The sequence below is a fragment of the Mycolicibacterium sp. P4_G11 genome (genome assembly GCF_056555145.1).
The window spans coordinates 398100-416955 of the sequence record NZ_JBFUJW010000003.1 but is presented as its reverse complement, the minus strand read 5'-3'; the positions used below and the strand labels follow the sequence as shown (position 1 = coordinate 416955).

Below are 18856 nucleotides of genomic sequence, written 5' to 3'. Positions count from 1 at the left end.
TCACAGTTCGCTCAACACCTCATCGGTATCGGCGCCCAACATCGGTGCCGGGCCGGCGACCCGGCCGGGTGTGCGGGAAAACCAGGTAGGCACACCGGGAAAGCGCACCGGGCCGTGTGGGGTGTCGACCGTTTCGAACAGGCCCACGGCATTGAGATGGGGGTCGTCGAACAAGGCGTCGGGGGTGTTCAGCGGCGCGGCCGGGATTTCCAAGGTGCGGAACAGCGCGAGCCATTCGGCAGTGGTGCGTTCCTTCATGGTCTCGGCCACCAGGCCGTACACCGTGTCGATGCTGCGGGCGCGTTGTTCCAGCGTGGCGTATTGGTCGCTGGCCCACGGCGGCTGCACGGCATCGATGAATGCCGTCCAGTGCCGGTCGTTGTAGATCAGTGCGGCGATCTCGCCGTCGCTGGTGCGGTAGGGGCGGCGGTTGGGCGCCACGGTGCGCGGGTAGATGGCGGGGCCCAGGGGCGGGTTGAACATGGCGCCGTTGGCGTGCTCGACGAGCATGAAGGAGGCCATGGTCTCGAACATCGCGACCTCGACCTCCTGCCCCTCCCCGGTACGTTCGCGGTGGAACAGCGCCATGGTGGTGGCGTAGAGCGCGGTGAGCCCGGCGATCTTGTCCGCCATGATGGTGCCGACATAGTCGGCTTGCCCGGTGAGTTGCGCCTGGACGGCGGGCAGCCCGCATTCGGCCTGAATGGTGTCGTCGTAGGCGGGCCGGTCGCGGTCCGGTCCGCGGCGCCCGTACCCGTAGCAGTTCGTGTATACGACTCGCGGATTGAGCGTGACTACGTCGTCATAGCCGAAGCCCAGCCGGGCGATTGCCTTGGCGCGCATCGAATGGATGAAGACATCGGCCGTCTCGCACAGTGCCCGCAGCGCCGACTTGCCGGCGTCGCTGCGCAGGTCCAGCACCACGCTGCGCTTGCCGCGGTTGACGTTGACGAACACCCCGCTCATGCCTGGCGCCGGACCCACTGAGATGAAGCGCGTGTCATCACCTTGCGGCGGTTCGATTTTGATGACGTCGGCACCCATGTCGGCCATGATCTGCGTGCAGTAGGGCCCCATCACCATCGCAGTGAGGTCGATGACGCGCACCCCGTGCAATGGCCCGCTAGCCATGAGCGGCCATCGCGAAGCTGTAGCGGATGTGGTCGCCGTGTCCGTCGGGGACGACGGGGAAGGTCACCGGTTCGTCGGCGTCGCGGATCGCGGCCGATTGCGCGGCCACGTCCTCGATGGACCACGACGGTCGGTACACCCCGGGCGTTTCGGCGACGACGACCCGCGCCACCCGGCCGGCCAGCGCGACGAAGATTTCGCCAGTGACCGAACAGGATTCGTGGGCCAGCCAGCCGACCACGGGGGCCACCAGTTCGGGTGACATCGGGGGATAGGATGACGTGTCGATGCCCTCGGCCATCCGGGTGACGGCCGCGGGGACGACGACGTTGCAGGCGACACCCGCCGAAGCGCCCTCGAGGGCAACAACGTTCGACAGGCCGATCACGCCGGCCTTGGCGGCCGCGTAGTTCGCCACCTGGTGGTTGCCGTAGAGCCCGCCGATCGACGAGGTCAGCACGATGCGGCCGTATCCCGCGTCGCTCATTGCCGGAAACGCCGCGCGCACAACATGAAACGCGCCGCGCAGGTGGACGTCGAGCACTGCGTCGAAATCGTCGGACGTCATCTCTCGCAGCGGCGCCCGCCGGACGTTGCCGGCGTTGTGGACCAATACGTCGACACGTCCGTAGCGTGCCAGCGCAGCGTCGATGATCGCCTGTCCGCCGGCCGGTGTAGCGACCGAGTCGGTGCACGCTACGGCGCGGCCGCCGGCGGCAGTGATCTCTTGCACGACATCGTGGGCCGGGTCCGCGTTGACCCCGTCGCCGGACAGGGTCCCGCCGGAGTCGTTGACTACCACACTGGCGCCACGCGACGCGAGCAGCAGGGCGTACGAGCGCCCCAGCCCTCGGCCGGCGCCGGTGACGATCGCGACGCGGCCATCGAATCTCAAGTCGGACATCTAGTTTCCCAGCGCCAGGCCATCGAGGTCGCCGGCGTCGCGCCACGCCTTCAGCAGGTCGTCGAAGGCGTAGAAGCCCGGCGTGTAGACCTCACCGAGGAAGGATCGGGTGGTATTCCCGAAGCCACTGCCTTCGTTGTTGTAATAGCCGGGCGTGCAGGTGTTGTCGAACGCCGAGTTGTCGAAGGCGAGTTCCCGGATGGTGGCCACCCACGCGTCCTGGCCCGCCTGGGTGGGCTCGACGGTGGCGGCGCCGCGCTTGATGGCCTCGGCGATGATGTAGGCGATGTGCTCGGCCTGCTGCTCGAACATCGCGGTGGTGTTGGCGGATACGCCGCCCTGGATGAAGCCGGTGTGGAACTGGTTGGGGAAGCCGCGGCTCGTCATCCCGTGCAGTGTCTGGTAGCTGTCGCGCCAGTGGTCGAACAGCGAAACGCCGCCGCGGCCCTCGACCGCATCCATCGCGTAGCGGCGGCTGATCTCGGTGGAGATCTCGAACCCACTGGCGAAGATGACGCAATCCACCTCGTACTCAACGCCATTGGCGATGATCCCGGTCCGGGTCAGTCGTTCCACGCCCTGTGACTCCGAGACGTCGACCAGCGTGACGTTGGGCCGGTTGAAGCTGGACAGGTACTCGTCGCTGGATGTCGGGCGCTTGCACATGAATCGGTAGTACGGCTTGAGTGCCTCCGCGGTGTCGGGGTCGTCGACCAGGTCGGCGATGCGACGGCGCAGCCGTTCCATGATCTTGTAGTCCTCCTCCTCCCGCATCGCCATGACCTGTTCGACGCCCAGCGCGGACGGGTCAGGAGTTGCCGCGATGCGGGCTGTCAGATTGCGGCCGAGTTCGGTCCAGAAATCGCAGACCTGGTCTGGCGCATCGAAAACCACGCCTTCGAAGGGCGACCAGCGGTGGAAGTTCCGCTTGCGTTCTGCCTGCCAACCGGGCTGCAACGACTCGGCCCACGCCGGGTCGGTGGGTTCGTTGCCGCGGAAGTCCACCGACGATGGCGTGCGCTGAAAGACGTAGAGGTGCTGGGCATCGCGGCCGAGGTGCGGGACCAGCTGAACCCCCGTCGCGCCGGTGCCCACCAGAGCGACCCGCTTGTCGGCGAGCTTCTCGAGTCCGCCGCTCGCGTCACCGCCGGTGTAGTCGTAATCCCAGCGCGCGGAATGAAAGACGTGTCCCTGAAAGTCCTTGATGCCGGGGATGCCGGGCAGCTTCGGCCGGTTGTACGAGCCCTGTGTCATGACCACGAAACGAGCGCGGATGTCGTCGCCGCGATTGGTGGTCAGTCGCCACCGCTTGATGTCCTCGTCCCAGCGCACGGTGCGCACCTGCGTCGAGAAGAGGGCGCCGTCATAGAGCCCGAAGTGTTTTCCGATGTGCTGGCAGTGCTCGAGGATTTCGGCGCCGTCGGCGAACTTCTTCGACGGCATGAAGTTCAGCTCTTCGAGCAGCGGAATGTAGCAGTAGGCGTCGTTGTCGCACTGGATTCCGGGGAAGCGGTTCCAGTACCACACCCCGCCGAAGTCGCCGCCCGCCTCGATGACGTGCACGTCCTCGACGCCGGCCTTCGTCAAGTAGGCGCCTGCCAGCAGTCCGGCGATCCCGCCGCCCAGGATCACGACTTCGAGGTCAGCATCGATCGGTGCTCGTGGTGTGATGGGGGTGTGGGGATCGACGTCCGCGAAATCCGCGAAATCGTCTTTGACTTCAAGGTATTGGGCAGATCCTTCCGGGCGCACCCGCTTCGCCCGCTCATACGCGTACTTCTCCCGCATCGCGTCGATATCGACGTCGTCGGGCGTCTGGGTGGGTCCACACGTGTCGTTCATCGCAACTCCTGTGGTTCGCCGGTACCCATGTACTTCGACAGTTGGTGGTGCAGGTTCACGGTGCTGCGTTCGCGGTAGGGATTGGGTTTGGTGCCGGGGAATCCGGCCGACTTCATGCCCTGTTGCACCGCGGCCATGTTCGAGAAGTCCTGGGGGAGCACCGACAGCCAGTTCGGGCTGTCTTTCGGGGTGTACTCCCACACTGTCTGCGGCTCTTGCCCTTTCGGGTACAGCTCGAACACCGCGACTTCGAAGATGCATTTGTTCGGGTCGTAACTCGGGTCCGGCCGGGCGGTGTAGCACAGCGCGCTGGTCAGCCCTTGTCCGATCTGGAAGTTCGGGAAGAGCTGCCATGCCGTGCCACTCTGGCCCAGGACATCGGCGGGAATGGTCGGCCAGATGACCCCGCGCGCCTCGTCATCGCGGCGTGCCGAGGACAGCCAGTGCTCGAGCACCTTGTCGGCGGGAGTGTCCTCCGGCAATTCGTCGACCAGGCGCTTGGCGGCGTTCACCAGCGTCTGCGTGGTGGTCGCGTTGGTCTCTTCCATTGTGTAGACCTGCATTTCGGCGGTTGATACCCGGGGGTCGCCGATCCCGAGCCGGATCTTGGACTTCGTTTCGTCCATGCCTTTCGGCGCGTCGTAGCCGATGTTGCTGTGCCGGCCCTGCGCCTTGGCCCAGCCCTTGAACTCGCCGAATCTGTTGAACTCCGGGTGGGTGGTGAACACGTGGTAGGTCTCGTTGAAGGCCTCCATCGCGACTTTCCAGTTGCAGTCGAAGTTCAGCCACTTGCGCCACTTGTAGCGCATGTTGTCGAGGCGGAACGGGTCGAGAATCTTGGCGGCCGGAAAGAGATAGTCCGCCAACGGTTCACAGTCGTTGTCCATGTTGATGAACAGCCAGCCGCCCCAACATTCGACGCGTACCGCCGCCAGGTGTGTGTTCTGCGGGGTCAGTGCACCCTGCCAGTCGTCCTGCTCGCGAATATGGGTACAGGCGCCGTCGAGCCCGTAGGTCCAGCCGTGAAATCCGCACACGAAGCTCTTGTGGCTGCGTCCGCAGGCGTTCTTCGCGCTGTCCGGGGTGTCGATCAGCCGGCGCCCGCGATGCATGCACACGTTGTGGTGGGCGGCGAACTCGTCCGGTCCGGTGCGCACCACGATGATCGAGTCATCGAGGATGTCGTAGGTCAGGTAGCTGCCGATCTCCGGCAGTTCCTCGACTCGCCCGACCTGCTGCCACACCTTGCGCCACAACCGATCCCGCTCGGCACGGGCGTATTCGGGACTGACATAGGCGTCGACGCCGATCGTCATCGGCTGTGACAGTTCCTCCATCACATCTCCTTGATCGTCGTGCGGAAGGACTCGTCTTTCAGGAACAGCGAGGTGTGGTCCGCGCCGAGGTGGCTCCACTTGAGGTTGAGGCCGCCGTCGACCAGCAGCGTCTGCCCCGTCATGTAGCTCGACAGGTCCGACAGCAGGAAAAGGATTGCGCCGGCCTGCTCGATGGGGTGTCCGCGGCGGCCCATGGCGATGGCCTGACGGTCGCGGTCCGGGTCGTCGTCGACGTATGTCGCCGAGGCGGCCGTCTGGGTGACTCCGGGCGCGACAGCGTTGACGCGGATGTCGTCGGCGGCGAGCTCGACGGCCATGGTTCGGGTCATCGCGACGATGGCCGCCTTGGCCGTGCCGTACGCGATGTGGAACGGCGCGGTGTTCATGCCGCTCACCGAGGAGATCGAGACGATCGAGCCGGACCGCCGTGCCGTCCGCAACTCGCCTGCCACTGCCTGACTCATGAAGAACGCCGTCTCCAGGTTCCGGGTGAACAGTGACCGCCAATCTGCGCGGGTGACCCGGGTCGACGGCATCCAGGTGTGCGGGTCGGCGCCGCCGGCAACGTTGACCAGCCCGTGTAGCGCGCCATCGGTGCGGCGCACCTGGTCGATGACCGCGGCGATGCCGTCGTCGGTCGACGCGTCGGCGGCGAGGGGGATGACGGGAAGGCCGGCCGCTGTCAACGGTGCGACGTGCTCGTCGAGGTTCGCCTGCGCGCGGCTGACGGCGACGACTGTGGCTCCCGCTTCCGCGGCCATGCGCGTCACGGCGGTGCCGATACCACCGCCGCCGGCACCGGAGACGACAACGACGCGGCCGTCCAACCTCAGGAGTTCCGTGGCCGACATGCTAATTGTCCGGACAACATAGCGTGTTCTGCATATTGGAGAACACTATTCCGCAGGGAGAATCGGCTCGTCAAGAGGTTTGGCGGGAACGAATCGCCCTATTGTCTGGACTACTGTTGCTTGATACCGTCGCCCGTCATGAGCCGGTACATCGCGACCGAACCGAGCGTTGCGCAGGGCTGGTGCCTTGAGCGGGTGACCGCGCCGAGTCGGCTGTTCGGCGCAAACGGATTGCGCACCGGTCCCGATGGACGCATCTATGTGGCACAGGTGACCGGCAGCCAGATCAGCGCACTCGATCCGGTCACCGGAGAGCTGGAGGCGGTGGCCGCCAAGGGCGGCGACATCATCGCGCCCGACGACGTCGCGTTCGACGGGGCCGGGAATCTGTACGCCACCGAGGTGATGGACGGCCGGGTGAGCGTCCTCGACACCGCCGGCCAGGCCCGTGTCCTTCGGGACGACCTCCCCAGTGCCAACGGCATCACGGTGTACCAGGATCGGTTGTTCGTCAACGAATGCCGCGACGGTGGACGGCTGCTGGAACTCGACCGAAACGGGGCAGTGTCGCGGATCTTGTTGGCGGACTTGCCGTCACCGAACGCGATGGAGGTCGGCCCTGACGGGATGCTGTATTTCCCGCTGCTGACTGCCAATGAGATTTGGCGGGTCGATCCGAATGGTGGTGAGCCGCAGCGGGTCGCGGCGGACCTCGGCGTGCCCGACGCCGTCAAGTTCGACGCCGACGGTTTCCTCGTCTCGACTCAGGTGGCGACCGGACAGGTGCTCCGTATCGACCCTCTCAGCGGCGAACAGCAGGTACTGGCGCAGCTGACGCCGGGGCTCGACAACCTCACCTTCGTCGGAAATCGGCTGTTCGCTTCGAATTTCACCGGCGAGATCACCGAGATCCTCGCTGACGGCCAGACCCGCGCCCTGCTGCCCGGCGGACTGAACTGGCCACTGGACCTGGCCGTCGGGCCAGATGGGAACCTGTACGTCGCCGACGGCACCTACTTCTATGTCGTCGGCGCCGACGGCGCGCTGATCACCGTCGGGATGTTGTTCTCGCCGGGCTACCCCGGGTTTCTGCGGGGCCTGGCGCCGTGCGGCCCAGGGGAGTTCGTGGTGACCACCTCAGGCGGTCAGGTCAGCCGCTATGTGCCCGCCCGTGCCGAAACAGAGGTGCTGGCAGACGGATTCGATCAGCTGTATGGCGTGGCGGTCGACGGTGACGCTGTGGTCGTCGCGGAGTTCGGCACCGGTCGGGTGCTGGCGGTGCGAGCCAGTGGGGTCGAGGTACTGGCCGTAGGACTGCTGGACCCCGTGGGCGTGGCGATCGCGCCCGACGGCAACGTGCTGGTCGCGGAGTCGGCCGCCGGCCGGGTGGTGAAACTGACGGGCTCGACCGTAGAAGTCGTGGTAGGCGGCCTGGGGTGTCCGCAGGGCATCGTCGTTGCCGAGGGACGGCTCTACGTCGTCGACGCCGGCACCAAGGAAATCGTCATGCTCGATCTGAACAGCAAGGCCCGCAACACCATTGCCTCGGGTTTGCCGCTCGGCGCACCGCCCGGCGTCGAACCGAAACCACTCAAGGGACTGCCGCCGTTCTCCGGGCCTCAGGGCCCGTTCGCCGGCGTCGCCGTCGCACCCGACGGCACCGTCTACGTGTCAGCGGACGGCGACGGCAGCGTGTTGGCCCTGCGTCAGGACCGCCCATGACCGTGCCCACCGCCGAACACCGCTATCTGCAGGTGGCGCGCACCCTGCGGAAGGAAATCGTCGACGGGGTGTATCCCGTCGGTGCCCAATTGCCCACCGAACACGAACTGTGCGAACGATTCGCGGTGTCGCGCTACACCGTTCGAGAGGCGCTGCGCCGACTTCGGGACGACAACCTGGTCGAGTCGAAGCCCCGGGCGGGCACGCTGGTGGTGCCCAGGTCCGCGGCGAACACCTATGCGCAGGACGTGATGTCGATCGACGACCTGCTGGCCTTCGCCGAAGGCGCACAGTTCGAGATCGGGTCCACCGCCATGGTCACCATCGACGCGGACCTCGAGGCCCGGTCCGGGCTGGCCCTCGGTTCGCAGTGGCTGGCGGTCGAGGGCTTCCGCAGCGGCAACGGTGCGCCCATCTGCCGCACCGAGTACTACATCAACCGGGAGTTCGCGGCGGTCGGCCGGTTACTGCACCGGCACTCGGGCCCGATCTTCCCGTTGATCGAGGACCTGTTCGGCGTGAGCATTGCCGAAGTGCACCAAGAGATTTCGGCTGTGGTCGTCACCCACGGTCTGGCCGCGGAACTCAAGGTGGAGGCTGGGACCGCGGCCCTGCAGATGCGGCGCACCTACCGGACGTCGGACGGTGACATTGCGCAGGTCACCGTCAACACCCATCCGGCGGCGCGGTACCGGCATTCGATGACGATGCGGCGGGTCAAGAGCTGAGACGGTGATGCGCACAATCGTCGATGGTCTCCGCGAACTGGCGGATGACAACCGCACCGTCCTCGTCGATGGCGCGCACCGCGTCGGTGGCGCCACGCTGTACGACGAGGCCAGCGGGCTGGCAGCGCACCTTTCGGCACGGCTCCCGCGCGGCAGCGTGGTGTCGTTCATGCTGCCGAACTGGTCTGAGGCTGCGGTCGTCTACCTTGGGGCGGCGCTCGCCGGCATGGTGGTGAACCCCATCCTGCCGTCGTTGCGTGACCATGAACTGTCGTTCATCCTCGCTGATGCCGACTGCCGGATGATCTTCATCCCCAGGGAGTTTCGCGGCCACGACTACGCCGCGATGCTCGCTCGCGTGACGGCCACGATGGACGTGCCGCCGGAGATCGTGGTGGTGCGAGACGGCGCACTACCGACGGCCATGGCGCCATCGGATTTCCCGGCCGTAGCCCCCGACGAACCCGTACTGCTGCTCTACACCTCGGGCACCAGTGGACGGGCGAAAGGTGTTCTGCACAGCCACAACTCGATCGGCGCACTGATCGGCCAGCTCCGCGACCACTGGCTGATCGAGCCGGGCGACACATTTCTGGTCGCCTCGCCGATCGCCCACATCGGTGGCTCCATCTACGCGTTCGAGTGCCCGGTCCTGCTCGGCACCACCGCGGTGCTGATGGAGCGCTGGAACGCCGATGAGGCGGTCGCGCTCATGGTCGCGCAGCGGTGTACCCACATGGCCGGCGCGACACCGTTTCTGGAGCAGATCCTGGACGCCGCCGAGCGCGCCGGGACCCGGCTACCTGATCTCAAGGTCTTCATCTGCGGCGGCGCGTCCGTACCGCCAGCCCTGATCCGCAGGGCCACTACGTATTTCGAGCGGGCCAAGGTCAGCCGGGTCTACGGTTCTACCGAAGTTCCGGTCACCACCGTCGGCGCGTTGGACGATCCCGATGCCGCGGCGGACACCGACGGCCGGGCCGGGATCGCCGACATCAGGCTCGTCGCCGGTGAAATCCGGGTGCGGGGACCTCAGATGCTCGTCGGCTATCGGCACGTGGACGACGAATTCCGTGATGCAGAGGGGTATTTCCGCACCGGGGACCTCGGCCGGTGGCAGGGCGATTGCCTGGTGGTCACCGGGCGAGCCAAAGACATCATCGTTCGCAATGGGGAGAACATCGCCCCCAAAGAAGTCGAGGACATCTTGATCGGCCACCCCGCAATAGCGGAGATCGCCATCGTCGGGTTGCCCGACGAGCGGACGGGGGAACGGGCCTGCGCGGTCATCGTGCCCGCCGCCGGGGCGCGGCCGGGGATCGCCGACCTGCGCAGCTTCCTCACAGCGCAGGGGATCGCCCGGTTCAAGATTCCCGAGCAGGTCGAGACATGGGACACGCTGCCGAAGAACGACGCGGGCAAGGTCCTCAAGCACCAGATCAGAGCGAGGCTGACATGCAGGTAGCGATTGTCACGGGCGCCAGCAGCGGGATCGGATTCGGCTGCGCGACAACGCTGGCCGCGGCCGGCATGGCCGTGCTCGGCACCGGTCGGGACGAGGGCCGGCTGGCGGACCTGCAGCGGATCGACCCCGAGCGCATCGCCACCCTCGCCGTGAACCTCACCGACGACGACGCACCGTCCCGCATCGTCGAGGCCGCACTCAGCCGATGGGGCCGCGTCGACTTCCTGGTGAACAACGCCGGTGTCGGCAGCCCGAAACCGCTGCACGAAACCGACGACGAGGCACTGGACTACGCACTGGGCCTGATGCTGCGCGCACCGTTCCGGCTGGCTCGCGAGGTCATCCCACATCTGGCGCCGGGGTCGGCGATCATCAACGTGACGTCGACGTTCGCCGTCGTCGGAGGGTTGCGCGGCGGCGCGTATTCGGCGGCCAAAGGCGGGCTGACGGCATTGACCACGCACATCGCGTGCCAGTACGGCGCGCAGGGAATCCGTTGCAACGCCGTGGCGCCGGGGGTGACGGTGACACCGATGGTCGCGCACCGGCTGGAGGACGAGCGGTTCCGCAAGATCAACGTCGAGATGACGCCGCACCAGCGGCTCGGCCGGGTCGACGATATCGCCGGCACCGTGGCGTTCTTGTGTTCGGAGGCGGGCAGTTTCATCAACGGCCAGACCATCGTCGTCGACGGCGGCTGGAGCTCGACCAAATACCTGTCGGACCATGCACTCGACTCCGAGTGGGTCCCGCGGTGAACATGTTCGCGGTGCTGGACTCCGCTGCCGCCCGCTTCGGCGACCGGGGCGCGGTGTATCGCGGGCAGACTTTGTTGCACACCTGGAAGGGGTTGCGGGAGCGCGCATTACGCCTGGCCGCCGGCCTCGGCCCTCCGGGGGCGCGGATTGCGATCGCCAGCGAGAACCGCCCCGAGATCATCGAGCTGTTGTTCGCGATCTGGGCCGCGCAATGCGTGGCCGTCCCCATCAACTACAAACTGCACCCGCGTGAGATGGCGCAGATCCTTGACGACAGCGGCGCGTCCCTGATCTTCGCGTCGCCGACCATCGCGGCCGGGCTCGGACGGCCGGCCGAAGTCATTGGTACCGAACAGTATTCGCAGCGGCTAGCCAATCCGGCTGTGGCGCTACCGGACACCGATCCGGCGGCGCTGGCCTGGCTGTTCTACACCAGCGGCACCACCGGCCGCTCCAAAGGCGCGATGCTGTCCCATCGCAACCTGATGGCGATGACGCTCGCCCACTTGGCTGATCTGGACGACCCCGACGAGAACTGCAGCCTGCTGCACGGGGCACCGATGTCACATGGTTCGGGGCTCTACATTCCGCCGTACGTGTTGCGGGGCGCGCGCCAGGTCGTACCCGAGTCCGGCGCGTTCGACCCCGGCGAGTTCCTCGACCTCTGCGACCACCACCCCGGCAGCAGTGCGTTCCTGGCCCCGACCATGGTGGCCCGTCTGGTCGACACCGGCCGGACCCGGCCGCGCAATCTGCGCGCCCTCATCTACGGGGGCGGGCCGATGTACCTCGATGGCCTCAAGAAGGCGATGGCCGCGTTCGGCCCCGTGTTCGCGCAGTTGTACGGCCAGGGGGAGGCGCCGATGACCATCACCGGGCTGCGCCGCGCCGACCACGAATCCGGTGACGATGCAGTCCTCGGGTCGGTCGGCTACGCGCGGTCCGGTGTCGAGGTGGCCGTGCTGCGGCAGGACGGCACCCGCGCCGCCATCGACGAGATCGGCGAAATCGTCTGCCGCGGTGACGTTGTCATGACCGGCTACTGGAACAACCCCGGCGCGACCGCCGACACGTTGCGAGGCGGTTGGCTGTACACGGGGGACATGGGGTCCTTCGACGATCGTGGATACCTGACGCTGCGCGACCGGTCGAAGGACGTCGTGATCAGTGGCGGCAGCAACATCTATCCGCGCGAGGTCGAAGAAGTGCTGCTGGAGCACCCCGGCGTCGCGGAAGCCGCCGTGGTCGGTGCGCCGGATCCGGAGTGGGGCGAGATCGTCGTCGCGTTCATCGTCGGCACCGCGCGGGCCGACCAGCTCGATGCCCATCTGCTGGACCGCATCGCGCGTTTCAAGCGGCCGAAGCGGTACGTGTACCTCGACGAGATGCCCAAGAACAGCTACGGCAAGGTCCTCAAACGCGAACTACGGGCGCGGCTGGTGGAATCGGCTCAGTAACTCGACCACTTCTTCTCGTACGGCACCCAGGTCCGCGTCTCCGGCGGCTGCATCCAGTTGCACACCACCAGGTGGTTGTCCGGCGTCGCCGAGAATTCGAACGGTTGCACGCCGTCGTCGTCGACGCCGCACGGAGAGCCGGCTGGATGTACCCCCTGGGGGGGCTGGCCCATGCGGGTCCACACGTTGCCGTCGCACAGGATGGTGCCGATGACGGTGCCGACATCGGTGTCGTCCCATGCCAGCTTGTTGCGGTCGTTGCAGGAGTTGCCCCACCGGGGCACGCCGCCCGCTGCGGCCGTGGTCTGATCACAGCCCATCGGGAGCATGTAGCCCGTGATGATGCAGCCGGTGGGGGCTGGTGGCGGCGCAGCAGCGGCCGAGGCAGCGAAGCCGAGCGCGGCGGCACCGGCTGTCGTCGCGGCAAGCAGCAGACGAATCACGAAGCCTCCCTTCAGGCCGAGCGTCCTGCGTCAAGACTCTGCACCGGTTTGGTGCGGTTGTCGACGGCCGTCCAGTGCTCGTCGGATACCCAGTGCCGGGCGAACGCGTCCACGGCGTCCGCCGGTGGCAGCCCACGAACGACGCGTTTGATGTCGCGCACCGGCGCGGCGGTCAGGGCCTGCGCCACCTGGCGCCAGCCGTCTTCGAAGCCCGACCGCTCGAACACTTTGTCCACCAAGCCGATTCGCTCGGCGTCACCCGCGGTGAGGATCTCCCCGGTGCCCGCTAGCAGTAGCGCCCTGCCGGTGCCCACCAGGGCGGCCAGGCGCTCGGCACCGCCCCACGCCGGCATGATCTGCAGGGTCACCTGGTTGAAGCCGATCTTGATGTCGTCGGCGGCCAGCCGGATGTCGGCGGCGGTGGCGAACTCCGCGCCGCCGCCGAGTGCGTGGCCGTTGAGGGCCGCGATGACCGGTCCGGGGAAGTTCACCAGCCGGTCGCAGATCTCACGCATCCGCCACGCCATCTCGGCAGCGCCATCGTGAGTGGTGATGGCGGCCAGTTCTTTGAGGTCGCCGCCCGAGACGAAGGCGCGATCGCCCGCGCCCTTGACCACCAGCACCCGCGCGTCGGCCACCGTGTCCAGCGCCGCGTTCAGCTGGTCCATCGTGTCCAGCGAGATGGCATTGCGCGCATGCGGCCGGTCAATGGTCAGCACGGCCAATCCGCCGTCGAACTCGACGTCCACGGACCTGTCGCTTCGCTCGCCCTGCATGCGCTACCTAACTGATAGTGGCATTCTCCATTTGGGAGAATAGCATCACCGCATCGCCAGCGGAGGGGAGATGTCGGACTCAGGCGTCGCGCACCGCGATGCCACGCACCATGGTGTCGCGCGCGGTGATCAGCGCCGCGCGCTTGCCCTCGGCGGCGACGATGTTCTGGGGCATCCACAGGACGTCCATGACGCAACGGGCCAGCATTTCGCGGTTCGGGCTGTCGATCCGGATGTCCCCGGATCGCAGACCTGCCGACACGAGGGTCTTCAACTGGCGCATGCGGGTGGTGAATGCCAGGCCGATGGCCGGCGTGTCAGGTGGTGACTGGCGCATCCAGGCCAGCTGAATCTTCCACTCGTCCGGGAACCGGTCCAGCGCGTTGATATTGACCCAACTGAGTGCGTCCAACTTCTGCACCGGTGTCGCTTCGGTATTGAGGACGCGGTCGAACCCGTCGCCCACCTTCGTTCCGAAAGACGCCATGATCGAGGCCAGGAGTTCTTCCTTCGACCCGATGAGGCGGTATACGGTCCCGATTCCCATGCCGGCGGCCGACGCGATGTCCCGGATCGTGGTGACTTCGTAACCGCGACGGCCGAATTCGGCGCGTGCCACCGCGCGCACATGGATGGCCCGGTCACTGCCCTCGGAAACCACTTCGTCCGACCAGGTCTCGATTGCCGCGTCGGCGACGGCCAGGGCGGGGGAGCGGTCGAGCTCGGTGTCGGTGGGCAGCCGGCCGGCCAGTCCACCGAGCATGATCCGGCACATGACGGTGGCGACCTGGTCGGGCGACGCGTTGTTCCGGATCACGTCGAGGCCGACGTGCATCATCGACTGGCAGATGCGGTCGGCGAGTGTGGGCAGATCGGCGATCTCCGGTCGGAGGTAACCGGCCCACTTGCCCGCGCGCAGGGTGTTCAGCATGGCTTGCTGGACGGCGGTGTGCGGCTCGCTGAGCAGTTTGACGAGTTCCCGGTTGTCGCTGGGGGATTCGTAGAACGACATCTGCAGCGCGGCACCGTGCTGGACGGCGCACCGTGCGATGGCGGAGCCGAGCGCGACGATCTTGTCCGGGAACGGTGCGGCGTCGGGCCCGTCGAGCCGCTCCTGTGCGGTGGCGCCGATCCGATCGAGATCGGAGTGGAAGCGCCGGATCAGCTCGACCAGGATCGCTTCCTTGGACTCGAAATGGTGGTACAGGCTGCCGGGCAGAATGCCTGCGGCAGTGGAGATTTCCTGCAGCGAGGTACGCAGACCGGTGGACGCGATCAGCGACGCGGCGGTCTGGAGGATTTCGGTCCGACGGGTGCCGTCGTCATATGCGTGGGTCAGCAGAACCCTCCCTCCAGATGCGCGCGATCGGTTGCCGCGCTCCACACAATCTAGCGTGGAACAGAAGTTTGGGGTTCAGCTCTCGTCAGGGTCGAACCATCGGCTAGAAGACCTTGACGCCCAGCCGATCGCAGACCCCGAAAACCTCCTCGAAGATCGACCCGGGTACGGCGAACGGTTCGGTGGCGCTGACCTTGTCGAGATTGGCCAACCCGCGCCCGGCTCCGGTGACGATCACCGACTGTCCTGCGAAGTCAATCACGTTCTGCTCCTGATGAATTCGCCACGCAGTGGCGGGACTGTCGCGAGAGATCAACGTTTTCCGGCGACGTCATTGACTGTGGTCAAAACTGGACTCTATGGTGGAACAGATATTTGGTCAAGGCATTGGCGAGGCATGACAGATTCGGTGGACAGCGGCGCTGCGGACGACGGCGTACGGCGATTCGGCCTGCTCGCATCCGCGATGGCGGGGCGCCCCGTCGACGTGGCGGAGGCGGCCCTGGGGGAGCCTGCGTGGACCGACGGCGCCACGATGTTCGTCGATCCGGCCGCCGGCGCGGTCGATCAACGTCGCGCGGTGGCGGTGCAGTCGTCATTGCTGGCGGCGGGCAGTCTGGAACCCGACATCGTGCGCCGCATCGGGCGGCGCGCGGACGTCGCGCGCCGGTACCTGGCGGTCGAGGGCCACCGCGCGCTGGCGCAGCTCGAGGAGCTGTTGCCACCCGGTGCGCGGATGCTCATCGACACCGGGCTCGCTGCCCGCAGTGACTCGCCGGACGCGTCCCTGGCGCTGGCGCTCAGCCGCGAACCGATCGCGGATCCGCCGCTGATCTTCGGTGCGATACGGTCGCGAAAGGTCTTGGCGACAAACAAATCCAGCAGGTCTGGTCACCATGTTCCACGCAGTCAGCGGCAGCAGGAACTCGTCGAGCTGCCCGGCGATGCCGACGATGATGCTGACGACGTACGTGACATCTTCAGCAGCCCGGTCGGCGGTGGCGGCGGGCTGGGCAAGCTGCTCGCGAAGCTGATGTCGGTGGCACGCAAGCTCGGGGACGGCGGCATGCCCGGTGCCGATACGGCGACCCACCGCGGCGGTTCCGGACCGGTCGGTGGCGGCCATGCCGTGGTCTCGATGGCCACCGCTGTCGAAGACGGGAGTACCGGAGACGCGCTCGGATTCAAGTATCCGGAGTGGGACATCCACCGCCGCGAGTATCGGCAAGCCTGGTGCACGGTCCAGGAGGTGGAACCCGAGCCCGATCCGTCCGGGGTGCCTCCGGTGCCGGACGCTCACGGCCTGCGCCGGCCGCTGGCGCGGCTCGGGGTCGGACTCGACCGATGTCGACGGCAGGCGCAGGGCGACGATATCGACATCGATGCGGCGGTCGAGGCTCAGGCGGAATTCCTCGCAGGATCCGCGCCCGACGAAGCGGTGTATATCGACAGCCTCCGGCGCCGCCGCGACCTGTCGGTTCTGCTGCTGCTCGACACGTCGGGCTCGGTCGGGCAGCCCAGCGCCGCGGGCCAGACGGTGCATGACCATCAACGGGCGGCGGCCGCCGCGCTGATGGTCGCCCTGCACGATCTCGGCGACCGTGTTGCGTTGTATGCCTTTCAATCGCAAGGGCGTTCGTCGGTTCGGATGATGCCGGTCAAGCGCTTCGGCGACGACGTGAGCGCGGTGGTGCTGCGCCGCCTCCAGGGTCTGCGCCCCGGCGCCCATTCGCGCCTCGGCGCGGCGATCCGGCACGGATCCGCGGTCCTGCAACGACATGGGGGCACCGCGCGACGACTGCTGGTCGTGCTCACCGACGGACTCGCCTACGACCATGGCTACGAGCGGGCGTACGGGGCGGCTGACGCGCGCCGCGCACTTGTCGAAGCACGCCGCCAGGGGATCGGCTGTCTGTGCCTGACCGTCGGCGCCGGCACCGACACAGAGGAACTGCGTGCGGTCTTCGGCAGCGCCGCCCATGCGACGTTGCCGCGGCTGGAGCAACTCAGTGCCACGATCGGCCCGCTGTTCCGATCGGCACTGCAATCGGCCGACACGCGTCGGCGCATCGCCAAATCCACCACCAGAGGAGTGGCTACATGACGGCAGGAGCTCGGCCCTACTACGTGGCAGTCGGCAACGAGGAGCGGGTGTTCAAAGCATCATTCCGGCAAGGGCTTTCGATAGTGCTGAAAGGCCCGACCGGATGCGGGAAGACCCGTTTCGTCGAGGCGATGGCCTACGACCTGGGCCGCCCGCTGATCACGGTGTCCTGCCATGACGACCTGACCACGGCCGACCTCGTCGGACGATTCCTCTTGCGAGGCGGCGAGACCGAGTGGGTCGACGGCCCGCTGACCCGGGCGGTGCGGGAGGGCGCCATCTGTTACCTCGACGAGGTGGTCGAGGCGCGGCAGGACACCACCGTGGTGCTGCACCCGCTGGCCGATCACCGTCGGCAACTGCCCATCGAGCGACTCGGCCTGACGCTCGATGCCGCACCGGGTTTCGGTTTGGTGGTGTCCTACAACCCGGGCTATCAGAGTGTGCTGAAAGACCTGAAGGATTCCACCCGGCAGCGGATGGTCGCCATCGAATTCGGTTTCCCCGCAGGTGAAGTCGAGGAGAAGATCGTCGCGCACGAGGCCGGGGTGGGCAGTGACGTCGCGGCGCGACTGGTCTCGTTCGCGCACGCGATCCGCCGGCTGGAGACGGCCGGGCTGCGTGAAGTGGCCTCGACCCGGGTGCTCATCGCGGCGGGGCGGTTGATCGCCGAGGGGCTGAGTGTGCCGGAGGCCGCGCGCGCGGCCATCGCCGGTCCGCTCACCGACGACCCGATCGTGGGTCGGGGTCTCGACGAGATGATCGACGTCTACCTGCGGGATTGACCCACCCGCCGCAACGGTGATTGACGCTGAGCAAGTGCTCAGCTAGTTTCAGAACAAATATTAGGTTTCATATCTCCTGGCCGGTTCCAACGGAGGTTTCATGTCTTACGAGAGCACTGCGCAGCCCATCAAATTGGGCTACCTGATGGACTTCCGGCTGCCCGACGCATATCCGAAGGAAATGAAGGACGACCTCTCCCAGTCCTTCGAGCTGGTGTTCACCACGGCGCTGGCCGAAGGAATCATCGACCGCCCGGTCGAGATCATCTACAAGGAAGTCGAAGGCCTGCCCAAGGGGACCGTCAAGGCCGTCATCGACGCGTTCGGTGAACTCGTCGACGAAGGGTGTCTTGCGGTGTTCGGGCCGCACATCACCGACAACGCGGTACCCACCCGCGAGGCCATCGAGGAGCGCTTCCGGATCCCGGCGATCAGCGTCAGCGGCAGCGATGACTGGCTGGGCGAGTGGACATTCTCGTTTCCCCAGGGCTCGCTGACCGACGAACCGATCTTCTGGGCGGATCAGTTGGCCAAGGCCGGACACCGGGAAGTGGGCGTGCTCGTCGAGCACTCGCTGGTCGGCGACACCTACCTGAAACACTTCCGGGATGCCTGTCAGCGCAAAGGCATTCGCATCGTCGCCGAGGCCAAGATCGCCCAGACTGCGCAGAACATCAACGAGGTCGTGCAGACCATGTACGACGCGAAGCCGGATGCGCTGGTGCACTGCGGCTTCGGCTTCGGGATCGTCTTTCTCAACGCGGCACTGCAGGCCCTCGACTGGGACCCGCCGCGGTTCACCAGCACCGCGTTCCAGAACGCCTGGATCAACCCGGTGATGTGGCAGGCGTTCATGGGGTGGACCGGTGTCGACCAGTACGACGAGGCCAACACCGTCGGGCAGCGCTTCCTCGACGACTACGAAAAGACCTACGGCCGCCGACCCGAGTACTGCGTTCCCGTGGTGAACCGGGATGTCGCCACTGCCTTGCTGCGTGCATTCACCGATGCGCACCCGCTGAGCCCCCGTGGCGTCAAAGAGGCGCTGGAGCGCGTGAAGATGATGCCCGCCGCCGCCGGCGCACCCGGCACCCGCGTCTCCTTCGGCAAATGGACCCGCCGCGCCTGGATGGGCGCCGGCTATCTCGTCGCACGGCAACTCGATGCCGACGGCACCAATTCGCATCTTGTCGACCGCTTCGGCGAGGAGTGAC

General features: G+C 66.8%; 17 protein-coding genes. 8 read left to right on the top strand and 9 right to left on the bottom strand.

Translation table 11 applies throughout. The features are described 5' to 3' along the window. Genes AC1U2B_RS07915 through AC1U2B_RS07895 form a run of 5 tightly spaced genes read right to left on the bottom strand, consistent with a single transcriptional unit; the run spans nucleotide 1 to nucleotide 6065 of the window. Nucleotides 1-1131, bottom strand: a complete 1131-nt coding sequence (locus AC1U2B_RS07915) for a CaiB/BaiF CoA transferase family protein (protein ID WP_480216357.1) — start codon at nucleotides 1129-1131, stop codon at nucleotides 1-3. Next, nucleotides 1124-2035 carry an SDR family NAD(P)-dependent oxidoreductase gene (locus AC1U2B_RS07910; RefSeq protein WP_480216356.1) on the bottom strand — a complete coding sequence of 304 codons (912 nt, stop codon included), beginning with the start codon at nucleotides 2033-2035 and terminating at the stop codon, nucleotides 1124-1126. The genes AC1U2B_RS07915 and AC1U2B_RS07910 overlap by 8 nt, the downstream gene beginning before the upstream one ends. Beyond that, on the bottom strand, nucleotides 2036-3877 hold the full coding sequence (locus AC1U2B_RS07905; protein WP_480216355.1) for a flavin-containing monooxygenase: 1842 nt from the start codon (nucleotides 3875-3877) through the stop codon (nucleotides 2036-2038). After that, nucleotides 3874-5214 carry an aromatic ring-hydroxylating oxygenase subunit alpha gene (locus AC1U2B_RS07900; protein ID WP_480216354.1) on the bottom strand — a complete coding sequence of 447 codons (1341 nt, stop codon included), beginning with the start codon at nucleotides 5212-5214 and terminating at the stop codon, nucleotides 3874-3876. Before AC1U2B_RS07900 ends, AC1U2B_RS07905 begins: the two co-directional genes overlap by 4 nt. Then, on the bottom strand, nucleotides 5214-6065 hold the full coding sequence (locus AC1U2B_RS07895) for an SDR family NAD(P)-dependent oxidoreductase (protein WP_480216353.1): 852 nt from the start codon (nucleotides 6063-6065) through the stop codon (nucleotides 5214-5216). The genes AC1U2B_RS07900 and AC1U2B_RS07895 overlap by 1 nt, the downstream gene beginning before the upstream one ends. Before the next feature lie 138 nt (nucleotides 6066-6203). On the opposite strand from AC1U2B_RS07895, the gene AC1U2B_RS07890 reads away from it, so the two are divergent. Genes AC1U2B_RS07890 through AC1U2B_RS07870 form a run of 5 tightly spaced genes read left to right on the top strand, consistent with a single transcriptional unit; the run spans nucleotide 6204 to nucleotide 12195 of the window. Further along, nucleotides 6204-7787 carry an SMP-30/gluconolactonase/LRE family protein gene (locus AC1U2B_RS07890; protein ID WP_480216352.1) on the top strand — a complete coding sequence of 528 codons (1584 nt, stop codon included), beginning with the start codon at nucleotides 6204-6206 and terminating at the stop codon, nucleotides 7785-7787. Beyond that, nucleotides 7784-8515 carry a GntR family transcriptional regulator gene (locus tag AC1U2B_RS07885; RefSeq protein ID WP_480216351.1) on the top strand — a complete coding sequence of 244 codons (732 nt, stop codon included), beginning with the start codon at nucleotides 7784-7786 and terminating at the stop codon, nucleotides 8513-8515. The genes AC1U2B_RS07890 and AC1U2B_RS07885 overlap by 4 nt, the downstream gene beginning before the upstream one ends. Before the next feature lie 7 nt (nucleotides 8516-8522). Then, entirely contained in the window at nucleotides 8523-9980 is a 1458-nt protein-coding gene (locus tag AC1U2B_RS07880) for an AMP-binding protein (RefSeq protein ID WP_480216350.1), read from the top strand. After that, nucleotides 9971-10738 (top strand): SDR family NAD(P)-dependent oxidoreductase, encoded by a 768-nt coding sequence (locus AC1U2B_RS07875; RefSeq protein ID WP_480216349.1) that lies wholly within the window; start codon nucleotides 9971-9973, stop codon nucleotides 10736-10738. The genes AC1U2B_RS07880 and AC1U2B_RS07875 overlap by 10 nt, the downstream gene beginning before the upstream one ends. Continuing rightward, complete coding sequence (locus AC1U2B_RS07870) at nucleotides 10735-12195, top strand: AMP-binding protein (protein WP_480216348.1); 1461 nt, start codon at nucleotides 10735-10737, stop codon at nucleotides 12193-12195. The genes AC1U2B_RS07875 and AC1U2B_RS07870 overlap by 4 nt, the downstream gene beginning before the upstream one ends. On the opposite strand, the gene AC1U2B_RS07865 is transcribed toward AC1U2B_RS07870, so the two are convergent. From AC1U2B_RS07865 to AC1U2B_RS07850, 4 genes are all read right to left on the bottom strand, one after another. Then, the gene (locus tag AC1U2B_RS07865) at nucleotides 12189-12638 is read right to left on the bottom strand and encodes a hypothetical protein (RefSeq protein ID WP_480216347.1); all 450 of its coding nucleotides are present in this window, start codon (nucleotides 12636-12638) and stop codon (nucleotides 12189-12191) included. The two genes, AC1U2B_RS07870 and AC1U2B_RS07865, sit on opposite strands and share 7 nt — an antisense overlap. An 11-nt stretch (nucleotides 12639-12649) precedes the next feature. Continuing rightward, nucleotides 12650-13414 carry an enoyl-CoA hydratase/isomerase family protein gene (locus AC1U2B_RS07860; protein ID WP_480216346.1) on the bottom strand — a complete coding sequence of 255 codons (765 nt, stop codon included), beginning with the start codon at nucleotides 13412-13414 and terminating at the stop codon, nucleotides 12650-12652. 79 nt (nucleotides 13415-13493) lie between these two features. Further along, nucleotides 13494-14798 (bottom strand): TetR/AcrR family transcriptional regulator, encoded by a 1305-nt coding sequence (locus tag AC1U2B_RS07855; RefSeq protein WP_480216345.1) that lies wholly within the window; start codon nucleotides 14796-14798, stop codon nucleotides 13494-13496. A 58-nt stretch (nucleotides 14799-14856) separates the two neighbouring features. After that, nucleotides 14857-15015 (bottom strand): hypothetical protein, encoded by a 159-nt coding sequence (locus tag AC1U2B_RS07850; protein ID WP_480216344.1) that lies wholly within the window; start codon nucleotides 15013-15015, stop codon nucleotides 14857-14859. A 135-nt stretch (nucleotides 15016-15150) separates the two neighbouring features. Here AC1U2B_RS07850 and AC1U2B_RS07845 point away from each other — a divergent pair, with 135 nt between their 5' ends. From AC1U2B_RS07845 to AC1U2B_RS07835, 3 genes are all read left to right on the top strand, one after another. Then, the gene (locus AC1U2B_RS07845) at nucleotides 15151-16857 is read left to right on the top strand and encodes a nitric oxide reductase activation protein NorD (protein ID WP_480216343.1); all 1707 of its coding nucleotides are present in this window, start codon (nucleotides 15151-15153) and stop codon (nucleotides 16855-16857) included. After that, nucleotides 16854-17642, top strand: coding sequence for a CbbQ/NirQ/NorQ/GpvN family protein (locus AC1U2B_RS07840; RefSeq protein ID WP_043987744.1), 789 nt, complete (start codon nucleotides 16854-16856; stop codon nucleotides 17640-17642). The genes AC1U2B_RS07845 and AC1U2B_RS07840 overlap by 4 nt, the downstream gene beginning before the upstream one ends. Nucleotides 17643-17742: 100 nt before the next feature. Next, entirely contained in the window at nucleotides 17743-18855 is a 1113-nt protein-coding gene (locus tag AC1U2B_RS07835) for an ABC transporter substrate-binding protein (RefSeq protein ID WP_043395033.1), read from the top strand. The last annotated feature ends 1 nt before the right edge of the window (nucleotide 18856 follow it).